The organism is uncultured Roseobacter sp. (genome assembly GCF_947495275.1).
Classification (GTDB): Bacteria; Pseudomonadota; Alphaproteobacteria; order Rhodobacterales; family Rhodobacteraceae; genus Roseobacter.
Map to the genome: position 1 here is coordinate 93,173 of NZ_CANLYL010000015.1, position 19,007 is coordinate 112,179.

The window sequence follows — 19,007 nt, forward strand, 5'->3', positions numbered from 1 at the left end:
AGTTCCTTGATTGATGCGTCTTTCTCACACCCATCTACTTTGCCCGATGGGATTATAAAATTGCATATTTACGTAGTTCTGATATGCGAAAATCATGGAGTGGCGAAGATCAGCTTTTGACTGGAACCAGGCGCGGGCGTTTCTCGCCACCGCCGAGGAAGGGTCGCTGTCCGCTGCCGCGAGGGCGCTTGGGCTCACTCAGCCCACGCTCAGCCGACAGGTCGCCAGTCTCGAAAACACCCTCGGTGTGACATTATTCGAAAGGACTGCGCGAGCGCTCTTGCTGACCCAGGCCGGGACGCAATTGCTTGAGCATTTCCAAAGCATGGGTGAGGCTGCAAACCGGATTTCCATCGCGGCAACAGGGCAATCCGAAGCGGTGACAGGACATGTGGCTATTGCCTGCACGAATGGAATGGCAACGTTCTACCTGCCGGAGATTCTCAGGAAACTTCAAGAAACCGCGCCAGACCTTCAGATCGAAATTATCGCGTCCAATGAGATGAGTGACCTGCGGCGGCGCGAAGCGGATATTGCGATCCGGCATGCGCGCCCGCAGGATGAAAACCTCTTCGCCAAACGCCTGAGGGACACAACCGCGCATCTTTTTGCGTCGTCAGAATATCTCGATGCGGTTGGTCGTCCGTCACATTCCTCGGATATTGCCAAGCTGCAATTCGTTGGGTGTGAGTATCCAGAGCGCCTGCTCGGGATGATGGCGTCGCGGGGCCTCAATCTGACCGTTGCAAATTTCAACTATTCCACCGCAAGTGTGACTATGTCGCTAGAACTCATACGCAAAGGGTTGGGGATCGGAATTTTGCCGGTCGATGTCGGTGCGGCTTATCCCGAACTTATGAATCCCTATCCGGACTTCGAACCTCTAAAGATAGAATCCTGGCTTGTCGCGCACCGGGAGCTGAAGACAAACCTCAGAATTCGATTGGTGTTCGATCTGCTGGCTGAACATCTCGGCACAAAGTAGGGAACCAGAATGGTGCGGCAGCTCCATCGCAATTCCCTACGCGACATGTGCTTATTCGTAGTCTAAACGCATTCATGAATTTGCTGATCGTATCGTCATATTGGATTGAGAGTTTATCAGTGAAACTTGCCTGGCAGCTGATCTGCCTGCCAAATGCCGCTTTGTGTCAAAACGAACTATCCAACTTGAAGACACAGCGACAGCTTTGATCACGATACTGCACGTCTAGAAATGCAAATAATATCGACTAAAATCTGATCAGGCGACGCCCCGGTCTGGTTGTGCTCCTGCCAGCGACAGCGCGAATTCAGCTTCGCGCATCGGTTTGTAAAAATAGAACCCCTGGGCATAGCTGCATCCGAGATCATGTATGATTTCGACACCGTGTTTGGTCTCCATGCCCTCGGCGATGATATCTACGCCCAAGTCCTTTCCAAGCAGGACCAGTAGTCTAACGATGCTCCGTGATACGGAATTTGTACGCGCATCTTCTGTAAACGCGCGATCAATTTTCAATGATGTGATCGGTAAGGATTTCAAATAGGCCAAATTGGAATACCCAGTACCGAAATCATCAATCGAAATACCGCAACCCAACGCTTGAAGGTGTTTGAAATTCCGGTCTGCGGCTTCCAGATCCGGGATCAATGCCGTTTCGGTCACTTCGAGTTTAATGTACTTTGGTTGTATATCGTTCGCCTCTAAGACGAACGCCAGAAACTCGACAAAGCCCTTTCTGCCTATGTCTTGCCCTGAAACGTTTACCGATGCGTAAAGTTGTTCTGAAACGCCCTCAAGTGCTTTAAAACGCTGCATCGCGGCGCAGGTTTCCATGATGGCAAATTCCGTGAGAAGCTTGATGGAACCCGTCGCCTCTGCAACTTCAATGAAACGCTCCGGGGGAACGTTGCCCAATTTTGGGTGCTGCCAGCGCATGAGTGCTTCAAAGCCCATAATGTTGCCGTCCGCGAGGCGCACAATTGGCTGGAAAACCATGACGAATTCTCGGTTCTCTAGCCCCTTTGCGATATCTGTCTCCAGCCGGAACTGTTCAATAAGCTCGGCGGAATTGCGCAACGTGCTCTCCGCCGTGGCGACACTTTCTGACGAGTTGGTCGTCTGTTTGGCAAATGTGGCGGTGAAGTTAATGGAAGTATCTATGCAAGCGCGCAGAATCGGGTCAATTTTTTCAAAGCGGCTTTGAATACGATCGGCCGATATTTGATAAACCGTGCACTGCGTCAGTGCTTCGACCGTGACGGCGCGTGGTTGCCCGGTCAGAATTGAAAGCTCACCAACAATCGAGCCCGCGCCCCGCCTTTCAACATCCGTCCGCTCTCCTGAACTCCCGCGGTAAAGAATGACCTCACCAGACTCAATAACATAGGCGCAATCATTACCATCGCCCTCGCGATAGAGAATGTCCCCCGGGAACAGTTGTATTTCCAAGACCGCCGTCATGAGTGTGCTTTCAGTGTGATGGCTCTCGCCGTCATTCGTAATGCATCTTCGTGTGAAATTGTTTCCAATCAACTTCGATCAACCAACAACTTGGTTCCAAATTGAGAAAACTTTTGCCAGGCTATGTGACTAACATGGGGATCTCGATCACCGAGACCTCTGCGCTCGAATATGCATTTGGCAGCAATTCTCGCGACACCGGGATTGTCATTGAGGGCCAGAACCACGTCGGCCTCTGAAACGTCAGGTTACCGGGAGCTACTTGGTACACCATGTTTCATCCCGGGGTGTTTAGGTGCTTGGGGCGGGGCCGCAGATCGGCACGTTGGAATATTGTCGATTTTTGATGTTGCCAAGCAATTGCGTAAACTTCTCGCTAAAATCGAGGAACCAATTTATGATTGGTTCAACTTGGACGAATCAATGCGCTTGTGGGGAGTGATTAAATGCCGGTTTCGGGGACGGCGAAATCACAAGATTTGGCATCGGCTGATGCGTTGTTAACCCTGAAAGATCTTACATTGCGCTTCAAGGGTCAAACAAACGATGTTGTCCATTCCGTAAGCCTGCGTGTTCGGCAAGGCGAAGTCCTGTGCGTGGTCGGAGAATCGGGTTGCGGAAAAAGCGTGACTTCGATGGCGATCATGGGGCTTCTACCTGGCAAAGCCACGCAGATTTCTTCTGGAAAACTGTCCTTTTTGGCACAAGACTGGGATTTGGCGACGGATTGCTTGCCGACTGAAGTGCGAGGCCGAGAGATTGCGATGATCTTTCAGGAACCGATGACCTCGTTAAACCCAAGCTTTCGCATTGGTGATCAAATTGCCGAGGCTGTGCAGCGTCGTCGTGGGAACAGTCGAACCGAAGCTTTGGAGCGCGCAGAGGTCATGCTGCAACGTGTCGGCATTGCTAATCCAAAACAGCGGCTGCGTGCCTATCCGCACCAATTATCCGGTGGTATGAGGCAACGCGTCATGATTGCAATGGCGTTGGCCAATGATCCACAGATCCTGATCGCTGATGAGCCAACGACTGCTCTTGACGTAACCATTCAGGCGCAGATTCTCGATCTGATCCGTGATCTACGTGACGAGACCGGAATGGGTACTTTGATGATTACACATGATTTGGGTGTGGTTGCTGAAGTCGCGGATACCGTGGCGGTCATGTATGGCGGCCAGGTCGTAGAGCAGGGGCCAGTGGCGGAGATATTCAACAACCCGCAACATCCCTACACCATTGGCCTCATGAGCGCGATGCCAAGGTTAGACAGACCCGGCGAGCGATTGGCGATTGTGCCCGGTACGGTGCCCACGATTTCGAACATGCCTGAGGGATGCCGTTTCCGAACGCGATGCGCTTTTGCAACGGCGGCGTGTGCGCAACGCCCCAAGCTTAGGGATGTCGCCTCAGAACACGAGGTGGCCTGCCATTTTGCGCCGCTGGAAACGCATGTAAAGGTGAGCGCATGACCGCGCCGGTGATCCTTGAGGCCGATGAGGTGGTCAAGCATTTTGGCGCTGGTAGCGGATGGTTATCGCACAAGTCGCCGGTTCAGGCCGTGGATGGTGTGTCGCTGCAAATCCGACGCGGGGAGACATTCGCCATCGTTGGGGAATCAGGTTGCGGCAAATCCACCCTGGCGCGCCTTTTGATGCGCTTGCTGGAGCCCACGGCTGGTCGTGTTTCCTTTGACGGAGTGGATGTATCGCATGCAAGCGGCGGCGCACTCAAAGCTCTGCGCGGGCAGATGCAATTCATCTTTCAAGACCCGTTTTCATCGCTCAATCCGCGGATGAGCGTGGGCAAATTGGTGGGTGAGCCGCTGGAAGTGCACGCACCTGAACTCAGCGCAGAAGAACGTCGCGAAAAAGTGGCCGAGCTGTTGCGCAAAGTCGGTCTGCGCCCGGAGCATGCTGGACGGTATCCGCACGAGTTCAGCGGAGGCCAGCGTCAGCGCATCGGCATCGCGCGTGCGTTGGCAGCCGGTCCGAAACTGATTATCGGAGACGAGCCGGTCTCGGCGCTCGACGTCTCGGTGCAGGCACAAGTGATCAATCTTCTGGGTGACCTCAGCCGCGACCTTGGTCTGACGCTGGTGATCATCGCACACGATCTGGGCGTGATCCGGCACATGAGCGATCGCGTGGCCGTGATGTATCTTGGCAGGATTGTCGAAATGGGTACTGCCGAAGAAGTATTTGCCACGCCATTGCATCCTTACACTCAAGCTCTTTTATCTGCGATCCCTTCCATGGATGTGCCGTCAAAGCACCAGGCGCTTGCCGTTCTGGGAGAGATGCCCAGCCCATCAGACCCGCCGTCAGGCTGCCGTTTTCATACCCGTTGCCCGTATACCCGGGCGCAGTGCAAGCAAGAAAGCCCAAAATTGGAAGGTCAATTGCATCAGGTTTCCTGCCACTTCTGGCAAGACATCGCGGCGGCCCGTAAACCTACAACGCTGCGCCCCAAGACGGATGCGGTCGAAGCCCGTTTCGCGCTTTACAAGGCTGCCACCACCGGCGGCACAGTTATTCACCAAAATCAAGAACCACCAGAGAGGAACTGACCGATGAAACACGTCAAAACTGCGATCATTACGGCCGTAATGGGCGCGACCGCGCTGAGTGCGGCGCCAGGCTTTGCCAAGGACTTGCGGATTGCTCTGCAATCAGATGCCGATGTGCTCGATCCTGACCAGTCGCGCACTTTTGTCGGGCGCATCGTCTACGCGTCGCTCTGCGATAAGCTGGTGGATATCACACCTGACCTAGAGATCATTCCGCAACTGGCGACCTCATGGGAGACGTCATCTGATGGCACGCAGGTCACCATGCAACTGCGCGAAGGGGTGGTTTTCCATGACGGTGCACCGTTCAATGCCGAAGCCGTTGCCGCCAACATCGAGCGGTCACAGACATTGGATGAATCGCGCCGCAAGTCGGAGTTGAAATCCATCACCGCAACCGAAGTGACTGGGGAACACGAGATTGTCCTGACGCTCGCGGGGCCGGATGCCACGCTGATTGCGCAATTGGCTGACCGGGCAGGGATGATGGTATCACCTACGGCGGCGGCTGCCGCCGGGGCGGACTTTGGACTAAATCCGGTGTGTTCCGGTCCTTTTGCTTTCGAGGAACGGGTGGCGCAAGACAAGATCGTCCTGAAGAAATTCGATGACTATTGGAATGCCGGTGCAATCCATTTTGACAGTGTCACTTTCTTGCCGATCCCGGACACAACCGTGCGGCTGGCAAACCTGCAGTCTGGTGATATCGACATGCTGGAACGGCTGGCCGCGACCGATTTGGCACAAGCCGAGGCGGACCAGAATATCGTCGTGGATAGTGCCGTATCCTTGGGGTATCAGGGCATAACCTTCAATATCGACAACGGTGAAAAAGGCGACAACCCTTGGGGTAATGACAAGCGTCTGCGTCAGGCCCTCAGCTACGCCATCGACCGGGAAGCCTTGAATCAGGTTGTGTTCGAAGGGGCGTTTGCGCCGGGCAACCAAGCTTTCCCACCCACATCGCCCTGGTACAACAAGGACCTGCCGTTGCAGTCCCGTGATGTCGAAAAGGCAAAGGGACTGTTGGCCGAAGCCGGGTTCGAAGGCGGCATTGATCTGGAAGTTCAGGTGCCCAACACAACCGTGCCGCTGCAAGTGATGCAGGTGGTACAGGCGATGGCCGCTGAAGCCGGGATCAATATCTCTTTGACCTCCAAAGAGTTCGCGACCTTGCTCGCTGATCAATCCGCGGGCGACTACACCGCCAGTCAGATCGGTTGGTCGGGACGTGTCGATCCGGATGGTAACAACCACCAGTTCGTCACCACCGGAGGCGGCATCAACGACAGTAAATTCTCCGACCCGAAGATGGATGAACTGATGAACGCTGCGCGTGTGGCACCGTCCACGGAGGAGCGCAAGGCGCTCTATGACGAGGCGAAAGTCATTATGCTGGACGAGCTGCCACGCCTGTTCCTCTACCACCAGAACTGGATTTGGGCCTACAACAGCAAGATGAAGGGCTACACGCCCTATCCTGACGGCATGATCCGTTTGGAAAATGTGACCTGGGAAGAGTGATCCCACGGACCGCGCCGCCCCGGTTGGTGGCGCGGTTTCACCTTTGCCTGGGGGGCCTTTCATGCTGCATTTCCTGATGCGGCGCGTGCTGATCGCACTGCCGACCATCATTCTGATCTCGATCTTCGTATTTGCCTTGCAGAAACTGCTGCCGGGCGACCCCTTGCTGGTACTTGCGGGCGAAGAACGTGATCCGGAAGTGCTGGAGTTCTTGCGTGAGAAGTACCGTCTTAACGACCCTATCCCGGTGCAATATCTGGCGTGGATCGGCAATGCGTTGCAGGGGGATCTGGGCACGTCCCTGCGCAGCAATCAACCGGTGACCGAGCTAATGGCAGAGAAGCTGCCCGTTACGATTCAGCTCGCGGTTATGTCGATGATCTTCGCGCTGGTCATCGGTATCCCTGCTGGCATTCTGTCGGCCGTCAAAAAGGGGACGGTGACAGATTACGTCGCCAATGTGGTGGCACTGTCAGGCCTGTCGATCCCGAATTTCTGGTTGGGGATCATGCTGATTTTGCTGGTGTCGGTGAAATGGCAACTCCTGCCTGCATCTGGTTATGTCCCGCTGTCCGAAGATTTCTGGCAATCGCTGCGTACGATGGTGATGCCTGCGTTCGTCCTGGGCACGGCACTTGCCGCGACATTGATGCGACACACACGCTCTGCGATGCTGGGGGTATTGAGCGCCGATTACGTGCGCACGGCGCGCGCCAAAGGCTTGTCGGAACGCGTGGTGATCCTGAAACACAGTTTCCGCAATGCGTTGACCCCGATCGTTACCCTGACCGCACTGCTCTTTGGTGAGCTGATTGCAGGCGCCGTCCTGACTGAGCAGATTTTCACCATACCAGGGTTTGGCAAACTCGTCGTCGATGCGGTTTTCAATCGTGACTACGCGGTAGTGCAAGGCATCGTTCTCGTTACAGCCGTGGGCTTCATCTTTATGAATCTGCTGGCAGACATGATGTATTTTGTCCTGAATCCGCGTTTGAGGGGGCAGTGAAATGAAGGACACAGCCGTGCCCGACATTGCCCTCGACCCGGTGTTGACAGCGCCGCCTGAGAACCGCGTCTGGAAGAAGTTCCGCGGGCATGGCAGCGCGTTGCTGGGCGGTGTGTTGGTCGCGTTTTTCGTGCTGATCGCGCTTGCGGCACCCATTCTTCCTATTCCAGACCCTGCCGCAACTGATTGGGGGGCGGTGCGCAAGGCGCCCAGCTGGGATCACTGGATGGGCACGGATGAGATCGGGCGTGATGTTTTGGCACGGATGATCTGGGGGGCGCAGGCATCATTGCTGGCAGGTGTGGTTTCGGTCGGTATTGCGGTGATGATGGGTGTGCCTTTAGGGCTTGTGGCGGGTTATTTCGGTGGTTGGACGGATGCTGTAATATCGCGCTGTACCGAAGCCTTGCTGGCCGCCCCATTTCTGATCCTCGCCATTGCTCTTGCCGCCTTTCTCGGTCCTTCCCTCACCAATGCCATGATTGCCATTGGTATTTCGGCAACCCCTATTTTCATTCGGCTGACACGCGGTCAGGTGATCAACATCAAATCCGAAGATTATGTGGACAGCGCCCGCGCCATTGGTCTGCCCACCTACCGTATTCTCAGCCGCTATATTCTGCCCAACGTGCTGCCACCAATCTTGGTGCAGGCCACGTTGACCATCGCAACCGCGATCATTGCGGAGGCCTCGCTATCGTTCCTGGGTCTGGGCCAGCAACCCCCGGCACCCAGTTGGGGATCGATGCTGAACACGGCGAAAAACTTCCTGAATCAAGCCCCCTGGATGGCCATGTGGCCGGGGGTATCCATTTTTCTTGTGGTCCTGGGGTTCAACCTGCTTGGGGATGGTTTGCGCGATGCGCTCGATCCCCGCGAACACTGATCAGTCTGGAGTAGATATGTCCGATTTTACCACAAGACCCGAGATCAGAGGGACGTTTGGCGTGGCGACATCGACCCATTGGATCGCATCCGCCGTCGGGATGTCGATCCTTGAAAAGGGGGGTAACGCGTTTGATGCGGCCGTTGCCTGCGCGTTGACCTTGCAGGTGGTCGAGCCGCATCTGAACGGGCCTGCTGGCGACATGCCTGCGATTTTCCATTCCGCAAAAACCGGTCAGACAGAAGTGCTGTGCGCGCAGGGGGTGGCCCCGGCGGCGGCAACGGTCGAGAGCTACAGGCAGCAGGGGCTGACCCTGGTGCCGGGCTCGGGACTGTTGGCAACGGTGGTGCCCGGTGCTTTTGATGGCTGGATGTTGATGTTGCGTGATCACGGGACCATGTCCCTGCGTGACGTGATGCAGCCCGCGATTGACTATGCGCGCAATGGGCATCCGGTGTTGCCACGCGTCGCGCATACCATCGCGGGGCTTGCGGATTTCTTTGCGAAGGAATGGCCCAGTTCTGCGGAAGTCTGGACGCCCGGCGGCGCAGCGCCGAAGCCTCATGCGTTGTTCGTGAACCCGGATCTGGCCGAGACCTACGACCGGCTGGCCGCTTCCGAAGGCGCGACGCGCGAAGCTCAAATCGACGAGGCGCGGCGTCAATGGCGCGAAGGTTTCGTGGCTGAGGCGATCTTTGATTATCTCAAGGACGCGCATGTGATGGATGTCTCCGACGCGCCGCATTCTGCCGTTCTGGCACCGGATGACATGGCCGATTGGCGGGCAAGCTACGAAGAAACGCTCAGCTACGACTACCATGGCTGGAGGCTGCACAAGACACATGCCTGGAGCCAGGGACCGGTCATGCTGCAGGCGCTGGCGATCCTCAAAGGTTTTGATCTCTCCAAGATGAATCCGACGGGCGCGGATTTCACCCATACGGTTATCGAAGCAATGAAACTCGCATATGCAGATCGCGAGGCCTACTATGGCGATCCCGCGCAAAGTGACATCCCCATGGATGTGTTGCTCAGCGATGAATACAATGCTTCACGGCGCAAATTGATTACCAGTAGGGCGTCGCTGGAGCAACGTCCCGGGCGAGTTCCGGGATTTGAGCATCTCGCAGATGCCTATATCGAACGCAGTCAGCGGGATTTCAACGTGGGCCCCGTGGCGGCGCAGGAACCCACGATGTCCCACTTGACCGAAAAACGCGGCGATACCGTGCATTTGGATGTGATCGACCGGTGGGGAAACATGGTCGCGGCGACGCCCTCCGGGGGATGGCTGCAAAGCAGTCCAATTATTCCCGGTTTGGGATTTGCACTCAATTCACGGGCGCAGATGTTCTGGCTGGAAGAGGGTCTGCCAACCTCACTGGCCCCCGGCCGACGACCGCGTACGACCCTTACGCCCAGTCTTGCGGAAAAGGATGGCGCGCGGTTGGTCTTTGGAACGCCCGGTGGCGATCAGCAGGACCAATGGCAACTTATCTGGTTTTTGCGGTTTGTGCATTTCGGCCTGGGCTTGCAGGAATGCATGGATGCCCCGCTATTCCACTCGATGCATTTTCAAGGCTCCTTCTTTCCCCGAGAGGTGCGCACGGGTGAGATGATGATTGAACCGAATGTTGGTGAACAGGTGATCGCGGATCTCAGGGCGCGCGGGCATAGGGTGACCGTCGCTGAACCTTGGACGGTGGGCCGGATGACTGCGGCAATGCGTGAAAAGGACGGTCTTCTGCGCGCGGCGGCAACACCGCGTCTGATGCAGGCCTATGCGGTGGGTCGATGACCTGGTCGCTGATCGCAAAGGATGTCGATGGCAGCATCGGAGTGATCGTGGCGAGCAAGTTTTTCGCCTGCGGTGCCGTTGTTCCCTATGTGGATGCCGAAACCGCCGTGGCCACCCAAGCGTTTTGCAACCCGCTTTGGGGGACAGAAGGACGCTTGCGCCTGTCGGTTGGTGAGGCCTCGACCGGAGTTCTGACCGACTTTGTGCGTCGAGACAGGGGACAGGCCATTCGACAAGCTCACATGATGGATAAATACGGGGAATTTGCGGCTCATACAGGTTCGGAATGCATAGACTGGGCCGGCCACCTTTTGGGAGTAAAGCATTCGGTTGCGGGGAACATGTTGGCGGGTCCGGACGTGATTGAAGCCACGTCGGCCGCTTATCTGGCGGGCGCAGATTTGCCTTTTGCCGCACGTTTAATCGGTGCAATGCAAGCCGGAGAAGCAGCAGGCGGAGACAAGCGCGGTCGTCAGGCGGCGGGGCTCGTCATACACCGTGGCCAGCCCCATGCCTGGCTTGACTTGCGCGTGGACGACCACGCCGACCCTTTGAATGAGCTTTCTCGACTCTGGGATGTCGCGCAAGAACGCTTCGTTCATTTCGCCAATGCGATGCCGGACAGGGCGCGATTTTCCGGTACGCCGACGCGCCATCAGATTGACGAAGAGATTGCGATGGCTGAGGCGCGTCGCAAAGCGGAAGGCAGAGGCAGCAGATCACATGCGGTGGAATTTGGGTAAGTGAGGGCGAAACGGTGCTGAACAAGACATCGATGCAAGTACGGAGCCAGCTCTTGGCACTGATCAAGTCGGGTGAATGGCGGGCCGATGGTCAGTTGCCAACCGAACGGGCACTGTCGGAAAGATTTGACGTCGGTCGCAGACATGTGCGTCAGGCCCTTGATGCCCTGGAAGCAGAAGGCCTGGTGTGGCGTCGTCAGGGGAAAGGCACCTTCATTGGCCAGCCCGCGGACCCCATGGGCGATCTGGCGGCAAAAATTACCGGTGAGACGAATGCACTGGAAGTGATGGAGGCGCGTTTGTGCATCGAGCCGGAACTGGCCGCATTGTGCGCGGTGCGGATGTTGTCGGATGAAGTGGCGCGGCTGCGGCATCTGGCACAGCGTCAGTTCGAAGCGACAGATGCGCAGGCGACCGAACTATGGGATGGCGCATTGCACCGCCTGATCGCACAATGTGCCCGTAACCGCCCGCTGCTGACGGCCTATGCCTTGCTCGACAAAATTCGTTCCAATCCCGATTGGGTGACGATCCGGGCCCGGGCTCGGGACGGGGCGTCGCTGGAAGTCACCCATTCTGAACATCTGGCCATCATTGACGCCATTGGTCTGGGACACGCAGATGCGGCACGGCAGGCCATGCGGGATCATCTGGAGACGCGTTTCAAGGCCCTTGCCGGAGAGATAGACAGAGCCGTCAAGACCGAAGGAAACACCTTCTTCGCAGCGGAGACAGAGACATGACAAACGAGATATCGCCCTCTGACATTGCGTCAGCTGAAAAACTGCTGGGCGTCAGTTACACGACAGAAGAACGTGCGCAGATGCTGGACAACCTGCAGGGACAGTTGTTGTCAGCGCAAGCCCGACGAGAGGTGGCGCTGGACAATGCGACACCGATGGCAAGTCGTTTCGATCCACGCTTGCCCGGGTTCGCGATGCCGCATGGGGCCAGTGACCTTCGACTGTCGATCGTCTCAGACGGTTTACCCCAGGAGGAAGAGGACATTGCCTTTGCGCCGTTGACCAGTCTTTCTCATTGGGTTGCAAACGGGCAGATCACCTCGCGCCGGTTGACAGAGATTTATCTTGTGCGGATATCGGCGCTCAACCCGAAGCTGGAGTGTTTTGCCACCGTTACCGCCGAGCTTGCCCTTGCGGAGGCCGATGCGATGGACAGTCTCACACGGGCGGGTGTGTCTCTTGGCCCCTTGCACGGCATCCCCTATGGCCTCAAAGATCTCTTTGATACCAAGGGAATAACGACGGGGTGGGGTGCGGAGCCTTTTCAAAACCGGGTGCCAGACGCAGATTCCACCGTTACCCGAAAAATGCGCGCCGCGGGCGCTGTTTTGTTGGGGAAAACCACCTTGGGCGCGCTGGCTTACAATGACCTTTGGTATGGCGGCTGGACCCGCAACCCCTGGAACCTGAACGAAGGATCGAGCGGATCGAGCGCGGGGTCTGCCTCTGCAACGGCAGCGGGCCTGTGTGGATTTTCCATTGGCACTGAAACGCTCGGTTCGATTACCTCGCCGTCACAACGTTGTGGCACAACCGGGCTGCGGCCGACGTTCGGGCGGGTCAGTCGGACAGGTGCCATGGCGCTCTGTTGGTCACTGGACAAGGTCGGGCCGATTTGTCGCTCGGTAGAGGACACCGCCCTGGTTTTGGCGGTGTTAAATGGCCCTGACGCCATGGATCGCGGATCAATAGATGCGCCTTTCGTCTTTGATGCCGCGCACGGCATTGACGGCATGACGCTGGGATACCTGCCCGAAGCCTTCGAAGAAGGCGCAACCGATATCGACCGGGCTGCGCTGGAGGCCGCTAAAACCCTTGGCATCGAGGTTAAAGAGGTCAGCCTGGAAGACCTACCCTATGGTGCTTTGATGAATGTGGTCTATGCCGAAGCGGCAGCCGCTTTCGAAGAGCTAACACTCACCGACGCCGATGACACGCTCAAATGGCAGGATGATGGTGCCTGGCCCAACACCATGCGCAAAGCGCGTTTCCTGTCTGCGGTTGATCATGTGAACCTTGATCGCTTGCGGTACCGAGTCATGCAAGCTGTGGGTGAAATGATGGGCGGGGTTGATGCGCTGATCGGCCCCTTTATGACCGGACCGATGTTGGTAGCGAGCAATTTCACCGGGCACCCCTGTCTTCACTTGCGCGCAGGATTTGAGCAGATCGCCACCCGTTCGGCTGCATCTTTGGGCGCGGGCAAGCTGACTACCGGTGAAGCGGAAGGCGCACGTTCCTTCCGCGTGCCGCAGGGGATATCCCTATGGGGGCAGCTGTTCGACGAGGGACCAGTTTTAAACCTTGGCATGGCGCTGGAGGCGGCCCTTGGCGTGGCGGCTGAGCGCCCGAGCTTTCCCGAATAAAGAAGACCTGCAGAAAGCAGGCCGTTTTACTTGCAAACCGCGCAGACCCTGCGCCTGACATGGAGACAACAAGATGAAACGCAGAGAATTTTTGAAATCCACAACAGCGATCATGGGGGCGGTTGTTATGACTGGTGCCCCCCTTGCGGTTGCGGCGGAGGAACCGGTGCGCGGTGGCACGCTGATCTGGGGGCATTCGGAGACAACCCAGAACCTCGATATGCACCAGACCGGGACGGCCTCTACCGGGCGTCTGCTGCAGAATGTCCATGAGAGCATTGTGTCAGCGGATGCGGATTTCAACATCATCCCCAATCTGGCCGCGAGTTTTGCGCAATCTGATGACGGGCTGACCTATACTTTCACGCTTCGTGACGATGTGGTGTTTCACAACGGGTCAAAGATGACCTCTGCTGATGTGAAGTATTCTTTCGAGCGGGTTATGAACCCCGAGACCGGGGCGGTGAATTTCGAGGTTTTCAACGCCGTGAAAAGCATCGAGACACCGGATGACCTGACCGTCGTAGTGACATTAGGATCGGTCAATGCACCCTTCCTGTCGCGCCTTGCTGAAAACGGTGCCGGGGTGGTGATGCCCGCTGGCACCGGTGACATACAGGGCGAGACACCGATTGGCGCAGGCCCTTTCAAATTCGTCCGGCGCGAATTTGGCAACGAGGTGGAGCTGGAGCGCTTTGACGACTATTTCGGGGGCCCGGCCTATCTCGACAAGGTCATCTCGCGCGAAATCACAGAGCCCACAGTGCGCCTGACCGGTTTGCGTACCGGCGAATTGCACATGATCAATGACATTCCGCTTGACCGGATGAGCGAATTCGAAGGCAATGATGATTTCCAGACTGTCGCTTGGTTCCCGCTCAACTGGGATTTCGTGAACTTCAATCATACTTTTGAGCCCTTCAAAGACGCGCGCGTGCGCGAAGCCTTCGATCTGATGATCGACAAGGAAACCCTGATGCTAGGCGCATTATGGGGTCAAGGTTCGACATCCGCGTCGCCAAGCTTCCCGACATCTGCGTCCTACAATGACGCGATCAGCCAACGTCCGCAGGATTTCGAGAAGGCGAAGGCCTTGCTGCAAGAGGCCGGTTATGGCCCGGGTGACCTGAAAATCGTCTTCAAGGTCACCACCAACTATCCCTACCATGTGGACAGCGCGCAGATCATGCTGGAGTGGTTCCGTGCCGGGGGTGTCGACATGACAATTGAGCAGCTCACATGGTCGGACTGGCTCAGTCAGGTCTGGGTAGACAAGGATTTCCAGGTGACGATGATGAACTTCTTCACCCTTTGGGAGCCGGATTTCCTCTACTATTCGCTTTACCACTCCACGGGCGGGTTCAACTATCGCAAGATTTCGGAGCCGGCACTGGACGAAATGCTCGAAAAGGCGCGCGTGACCGTGGACAATGGCGCGCGCATGGCGATCTACAAGGACGTGCAGAAATACATCAACGAAAACACGCTTGATGTGATCCTGTGGTTCCGCAATGGCACGATCGGCGCGCAGCCAAACGTCATGGGTCTTGATTCAGTGGTGCAGCCGAATGGTTCAGAGATGAATTTCCACAAGGTCTGGCTGAAGTCCTGATACCCCGGTTCGGGGGGCTTGCCGCTCCCCGGACCCAACTTTTCGGAGGGGCCCATGACCTACCTTGTCAACAGATTACTGTCAGTGGCGCTGACACTTCTGCTGATCTCGTTGATCACTTTCATGGTCACCAACATCCTGCCCGGTGACGTGGCGATGGTGATCATGGGCACGCAGTCGAACCCGGAGGCTCTGGCCGGCTTGCGCGAAAGTCTGGGGCTCAATGATCCGCTGATCGTACAATACGGGCGTTGGATTATCGGGCTGCTGACCGGGGACTGGGGCAATTCACTGGTGTTCAAGGAGGCCATCGGCCCGCTGATCGCGGATAAGGTCGTGGCGTCGTCCCTGATTGTGATCATGTCAATGGCGATCGCGCTGACCTGTGCGGTCCCCTTGGGTGTGTGGGCGGCTGTTCATCGTGACAAATGGCAGGACAATACCGCTTCTACCACGGCACTCTTTGGCGTCAGCTTGCCGGATTTCTTCTTTGGTATCATGTTGATACTGCTCTTTGCGCGCTATCTGGGCTGGTTGCCGTCTTCGGGTTTCGTGCATCCCGCGGATGATTTCCTCGGGGCCGTGCGTCATGCCTTCCTGCCCTCTCTGGCGCTTGGTCTGGGCTTGATGGCGCATCTGACCCGGATGACCCGTTCGACCATGATGTCTGTGCTGGGTCAGGATTTTATTCGTATGGCCCGCGCCAAAGGGCTGCGCGAACGCACCGTCATCTGGCGCTGCGCACTGGCCAATGCCATCGGGCCGGTGATGACCGTTGCCGGGTTGCAAGTGGGTTATCTTTTTGGGTCGATTATCGTGATCGAAAGCCTGTTCAACTTCACCGGAATGGGATGGCTGACCTATCAGGCCCTGCTGAACCGCGACATTCCGCTGATCCAGAGCACGGTCTTCGTGATTGCCGCGGTGGTGATGCTGACCAACCTGATCGTAGATCTCCTCTACACGCTGGTTGATCCAAGGATCAAACTGTCATGATGCGATTTCTGACCGGCAAGGGTGTATTTGGCGGCAGCATCCTGCTGCTGGTGATTGCCACAGCGCTTTTTGCGCCTTTGTTGGTCCCCGAGACCTGGGCGACGCAGATGGATATGCGCGCCCGGCTTTCAGGGCCGACATTTGCGCACCCCCTTGGCACCGACCAATTGGGTCGCGACCTGATGTACCGGATGCTGCTGGGCGCGCAAACCTCCATCATGATCGCCGGGACGGCAGTGCTCATGAGCCTCGTGATTGGTTTGCCGCTTGGTGTCATTTCGGGATATTTTGGCGGCTGGATTGACAACGTGCTGATGCGTCTTGTCGATACTCTACTGGCCTTTCCTGCGCTGCTTTTGGCGCTGACCATCTCCGCTGTGTTGGGGCCGAACCTGACCAACACGATCATCGCCATCGGGATAGCATTCACGCCCTATCTGGCGCGGATCATCCGGGGGGAGGCGCTGCGCGTGGCGCAAATGCCTTATGTTGAAGCCGCGCGGTCACTGGGCACCTCCCATACCAAGATGATCCTGCGCCATATACTGCCCAATATCATGCCGCCGATCATTGTGCAGGCGACGATCAGCCTTGCTTTTGCCATCCTTGCCGAAGCGGGGCTGTCGTTTCTCGGGCTGGGAACGCAACCGCCCGATGCCAGCTGGGGCCTCATGATACAGGCCAGCCGCGACTACCTGGATATCGCGCCCTGGACAGCGCTTGTGCCCGGCGCGGCTGTTGCCATAACGGTCTTAGGCCTGAACATCTTTGGCGATGTCCTGCGGGATGTGCTTGATCCGCGCATCGCATGAAATCACCGTTTTAACTGCACCAAGTCTACAGGAGCCCCGTCATGCCCATTCGAAACCGTTTTGCCGAGCTGCATGCTGACATTACCGCCTGGCGCCGTGATCTGCACCAGAACCCGGAGTTGCAATACGATCTGCCGCGCACCTCCGGGATCGTGGCGGAAAAATTGCGCGCGTTTGGGTGTGATGAGGTTGTTACCGGCATTGGCCAAACGGGTGTCGTCGGGCTGATCCATGGCAAGCGCACGGAATCGGGCAAGGTGATCGGCTTGAGGGCTGATATGGACGCGCTGCCAATCCTTGAGGCAACAGGTGCCGATCACGCTTCAACGATCCCCGGCAAGATGCACGCCTGTGGGCATGATGGGCATACCGCAATGCTGCTTGGGGCCGCGCAGTATCTGGCGGAGACGCGCAATTTTGATGGTACCGTGGCGGTGGTGTTCCAGCCTGCGGAAGAAGGCGGGGCAGGGGCCGAAGCGATGATCAAAGATGGTCTGATTGAGAAATTCGACATCTCTGAGATTTACGGTTTGCATAATTCGCCCCTGCTGCCGTTGGGCGAATTCGCCATCCGGCCCGGTGCTTTTTACGCAGCCGTTGACAGTTTTCATATAAACCTTCGCGGCAAAGGCGGGCATGCCGCGCGCCCCAATAACACGGTGGACACGACCTTGGCAGCCTCTGCCGTCGTCATGGCGTTGCAGTCCGTCGTCTCGCGCAACACCGATCCGCAGCAGCCACTGGTCGTTTCGGTAACGTCGTTTCGCACTGAATCCGAAGCTTTCAACGTGATCCCGGAACATGTCGTTTTGCGTGGAACGGTACGCAGTTTCGATATGGATGTGCGCGCCCAGACGCTCGAAAGGATCAGAAGTGTTGCAGAGCTTACTGCCGCAAGTTACGGCGCTGAGGCCGAATTGGGTTTTGACGAAGAGCCCTATCCTGTCATGGCCAATCACGCGACAGAAACGGCGCATTGTGTGGCCGCCGCACGAACCGTGGCGGGCACCTGCATCACAGACGCGCCGCGCACGACCGGTGGCGAGGATTTCGCCTATATGTTGCAAGCCTGTCCAGGCGCTTACATCCAGCTTGGAATTGGCGAAGGGCCGGGACTGCATCATCCGGCATATGATTTCAACGATGAGGTGATCCCGACGGGATGCTCTTACTGGGTCAGTCTTGTCGAAGAAAGGATGCCGGCATGATCATCGAAGCCAGCCCTGCGACTTGCCATTGGGGCTTTTTCGACGCGGCGCTCACGCCGGTGATGACAATCGAGAGTGGGCAGGAAGTTACCATCAACACGGTTTCAGGACCACCGCAGGTCCTGCCGGGTGCTGGATACCATGTGCCGCCCGAACTGCTTGAAATTCATGCGTCCGGCGTGCCCGCGATGCCGGGGCATCTTCTGACCGGTCCGGTTGCCGTTGCCGGTGCCATGCCGGGAGATGTCTTGCAGGTTGACATCCTTGATGTGCAATTGCGACAGGACTGGGGGTACAATGTCATACGCCCGCTTGTGGGGACATTGCCGCAGGATTTCCCGGAAACACATGCGACCACGATCCCATTGGATGCCGCCCGGAACGAAGCGGTTATGCCCTGGGGTTTGAGGTTACCGCTTGCCCCATTCTTTGGCGTGATGGCTGTTGCTCCTCCGCCGGGCTGGGGCCGCATCTCGACGATCGAGCCGCGCGCCCACGGAGGAAATCTCGACAACAAGGAACTGGTTGCCGGAACGACCTTGTATTTGCCTGTTTTCAACGAAGGGGCGCTCTTTTCCTGCGGCGACGGGCACGGGGCGCAAGGCGATGGCGAGGTCTGTGTCACTGCGATTGAAACGGCGTTGCAGGGACGCTTTCGCCTGACCGTCCGCCGTGATCTCGACCTGACCTATCCCCAGGCAGAGACAGCGCAGCATCTGCTTACGATGGGGATGCATGCCGATCTGGACAGATGCGTTGAAATTGCCTTGCGCCGAATGATCTCGCTGGTGTCTGAACGGGCAGGTATAAGCCGAGAAGAAGCTTACATGTTGTGTTCGCTTGCCGGGGATTTGCGGATCACGCAGACAGTAAATCGCGAAAAAGGGGTGCACATGATGATGTCCAAAAAGCTGTTGGAGCCCACTGTGTAGCTGACAAATCTACCACGTTTTTAGTTTAGGTTTTTGTTTTGAGTATTTTTTCGAGGAGGTTTAGGAGGGTTTCGTAGTTTTCGTTT

Annotated in this window: 16 protein-coding genes; 15 read left to right on the forward strand and 1 reads right to left on the reverse strand. The window is 57.0% G+C overall.

Going from position 1 to position 19,007, the window contains the following annotated elements; translation table 11 throughout:
• The first annotated feature begins 94 nt into the window (after positions 1 to 94).
• Positions 95 to 985, forward strand: a complete 891-nt coding sequence (locus Q0802_RS21185; protein WP_298921857.1) for a LysR family transcriptional regulator — start codon at positions 95 to 97, stop codon at positions 983 to 985.
• A 258-nt stretch (positions 986 to 1,243) separates the two neighbouring features.
• On the opposite strand, the gene Q0802_RS21190 is transcribed toward Q0802_RS21185, so the two are convergent.
• Positions 1,244 to 2,446 (reverse strand): EAL domain-containing protein, encoded by a 1,203-nt coding sequence (locus tag Q0802_RS21190; protein ID WP_298921858.1) that lies wholly within the window; start codon positions 2,444 to 2,446, stop codon positions 1,244 to 1,246.
• A 446-nt stretch (positions 2,447 to 2,892) separates the two neighbouring features.
• Here Q0802_RS21190 and Q0802_RS21195 point away from each other — a divergent pair, with 446 nt between their 5' ends.
• The 14 genes from Q0802_RS21195 to Q0802_RS21260 all read left to right on the forward strand — a co-directional run bounded on the left by Q0802_RS21195 (position 2,893) and on the right by Q0802_RS21260 (position 18,921).
• Positions 2,893 to 3,918: an ABC transporter ATP-binding protein gene (locus Q0802_RS21195; RefSeq protein ID WP_298921859.1), complete on the forward strand. Its 1,026-nt coding sequence runs from the start codon at positions 2,893 to 2,895 to the stop codon at positions 3,916 to 3,918.
• A complete protein-coding gene (locus Q0802_RS21200; RefSeq protein ID WP_298921860.1) occupies positions 3,915 to 5,015 on the forward strand; it encodes a dipeptide ABC transporter ATP-binding protein in 1,101 nt (366 codons plus the stop codon). The genes Q0802_RS21195 and Q0802_RS21200 overlap by 4 nt, the downstream gene beginning before the upstream one ends.
• 3 nt (positions 5,016 to 5,018) lie before the next feature.
• The gene (locus tag Q0802_RS21205; protein WP_298921861.1) at positions 5,019 to 6,539 is read left to right on the forward strand and encodes an ABC transporter substrate-binding protein; all 1,521 of its coding nucleotides are present in this window, start codon (positions 5,019 to 5,021) and stop codon (positions 6,537 to 6,539) included.
• Between the two features lie 61 nt (positions 6,540 to 6,600).
• A complete protein-coding gene (locus Q0802_RS21210) occupies positions 6,601 to 7,545 on the forward strand; it encodes an ABC transporter permease (protein ID WP_298921862.1) in 945 nt (314 codons plus the stop codon).
• Between the two features lies 1 nt (position 7,546).
• On the forward strand, positions 7,547 to 8,431 hold the full coding sequence (locus tag Q0802_RS21215; protein WP_298921864.1) for an ABC transporter permease: 885 nt from the start codon (positions 7,547 to 7,549) through the stop codon (positions 8,429 to 8,431).
• 16 nt (positions 8,432 to 8,447) lie between these two features.
• Complete coding sequence (locus Q0802_RS21220; protein ID WP_298921865.1) at positions 8,448 to 10,229, forward strand: gamma-glutamyltransferase family protein; 1,782 nt, start codon at positions 8,448 to 8,450, stop codon at positions 10,227 to 10,229.
• Positions 10,226 to 10,972 (forward strand): DUF1028 domain-containing protein, encoded by a 747-nt coding sequence (locus Q0802_RS21225; RefSeq protein WP_298921866.1) that lies wholly within the window; start codon positions 10,226 to 10,228, stop codon positions 10,970 to 10,972. Before Q0802_RS21220 ends, Q0802_RS21225 begins: the two co-directional genes overlap by 4 nt.
• A 32-nt stretch (positions 10,973 to 11,004) precedes the next feature.
• Positions 11,005 to 11,715: a GntR family transcriptional regulator gene (locus Q0802_RS21230; protein ID WP_298921881.1), complete on the forward strand. Its 711-nt coding sequence runs from the start codon at positions 11,005 to 11,007 to the stop codon at positions 11,713 to 11,715.
• Entirely contained in the window at positions 11,712 to 13,361 is a 1,650-nt protein-coding gene (locus Q0802_RS21235; RefSeq protein ID WP_298921867.1) for an amidase, read from the forward strand. Before Q0802_RS21230 ends, Q0802_RS21235 begins: the two co-directional genes overlap by 4 nt.
• Before the next feature lie 73 nt (positions 13,362 to 13,434).
• Positions 13,435 to 14,973: an ABC transporter substrate-binding protein gene (locus Q0802_RS21240; protein WP_298921869.1), complete on the forward strand. Its 1,539-nt coding sequence runs from the start codon at positions 13,435 to 13,437 to the stop codon at positions 14,971 to 14,973.
• A gap of 54 nt (positions 14,974 to 15,027) precedes the next feature.
• On the forward strand, positions 15,028 to 15,969 hold the full coding sequence (locus tag Q0802_RS21245; protein ID WP_298921871.1) for an ABC transporter permease: 942 nt from the start codon (positions 15,028 to 15,030) through the stop codon (positions 15,967 to 15,969).
• Positions 15,966 to 16,781 carry an ABC transporter permease gene (locus Q0802_RS21250; RefSeq protein WP_298921872.1) on the forward strand — a complete coding sequence of 272 codons (816 nt, stop codon included), beginning with the start codon at positions 15,966 to 15,968 and terminating at the stop codon, positions 16,779 to 16,781. The genes Q0802_RS21245 and Q0802_RS21250 overlap by 4 nt, the downstream gene beginning before the upstream one ends.
• Before the next feature lie 41 nt (positions 16,782 to 16,822).
• Complete coding sequence (locus Q0802_RS21255; protein ID WP_298921873.1) at positions 16,823 to 17,989, forward strand: M20 aminoacylase family protein; 1,167 nt, start codon at positions 16,823 to 16,825, stop codon at positions 17,987 to 17,989.
• The gene (locus Q0802_RS21260; protein ID WP_298921874.1) at positions 17,986 to 18,921 is read left to right on the forward strand and encodes an acetamidase/formamidase family protein; all 936 of its coding nucleotides are present in this window, start codon (positions 17,986 to 17,988) and stop codon (positions 18,919 to 18,921) included. The genes Q0802_RS21255 and Q0802_RS21260 overlap by 4 nt, the downstream gene beginning before the upstream one ends.
• The last annotated feature ends 86 nt before the right edge of the window (positions 18,922 to 19,007 follow it).

Bases quoted from the DNA above. Each gene is read 5' to 3' on its own strand.
- Q0802_RS21185 (WP_298921857.1), top strand. From the start codon at position 95: ATGGAGTGGCGAAGATCAGCTTTTGACTGGAACCAGGCGCGGGCGTTT.
- Q0802_RS21190 (WP_298921858.1), bottom strand. From the start codon at position 2,446: ATGACGGCGGTCTTGGAAATACAACTGTTCCCGGGGGACATTCTCTAT.
- Q0802_RS21195 (WP_298921859.1), top strand. From the start codon at position 2,893: ATGCCGGTTTCGGGGACGGCGAAATCACAAGATTTGGCATCGGCTGAT.
- Q0802_RS21200 (WP_298921860.1), top strand. From the start codon at position 3,915: ATGACCGCGCCGGTGATCCTTGAGGCCGATGAGGTGGTCAAGCATTTT.
- Q0802_RS21205 (WP_298921861.1), top strand. From the start codon at position 5,019: ATGAAACACGTCAAAACTGCGATCATTACGGCCGTAATGGGCGCGACC.
- Q0802_RS21210 (WP_298921862.1), top strand. From the start codon at position 6,601: ATGCTGCATTTCCTGATGCGGCGCGTGCTGATCGCACTGCCGACCATC.
- Q0802_RS21215 (WP_298921864.1), top strand. From the start codon at position 7,547: ATGAAGGACACAGCCGTGCCCGACATTGCCCTCGACCCGGTGTTGACA.
- Q0802_RS21220 (WP_298921865.1), top strand. From the start codon at position 8,448: ATGTCCGATTTTACCACAAGACCCGAGATCAGAGGGACGTTTGGCGTG.
- Q0802_RS21225 (WP_298921866.1), top strand. From the start codon at position 10,226: ATGACCTGGTCGCTGATCGCAAAGGATGTCGATGGCAGCATCGGAGTG.
- Q0802_RS21230 (WP_298921881.1), top strand. From the start codon at position 11,005: ATGCAAGTACGGAGCCAGCTCTTGGCACTGATCAAGTCGGGTGAATGG.
- Q0802_RS21235 (WP_298921867.1), top strand. From the start codon at position 11,712: ATGACAAACGAGATATCGCCCTCTGACATTGCGTCAGCTGAAAAACTG.
- Q0802_RS21240 (WP_298921869.1), top strand. From the start codon at position 13,435: ATGAAACGCAGAGAATTTTTGAAATCCACAACAGCGATCATGGGGGCG.
- Q0802_RS21245 (WP_298921871.1), top strand. From the start codon at position 15,028: ATGACCTACCTTGTCAACAGATTACTGTCAGTGGCGCTGACACTTCTG.
- Q0802_RS21250 (WP_298921872.1), top strand. From the start codon at position 15,966: ATGATGCGATTTCTGACCGGCAAGGGTGTATTTGGCGGCAGCATCCTG.
- Q0802_RS21255 (WP_298921873.1), top strand. From the start codon at position 16,823: ATGCCCATTCGAAACCGTTTTGCCGAGCTGCATGCTGACATTACCGCC.
- Q0802_RS21260 (WP_298921874.1), top strand. From the start codon at position 17,986: ATGATCATCGAAGCCAGCCCTGCGACTTGCCATTGGGGCTTTTTCGAC.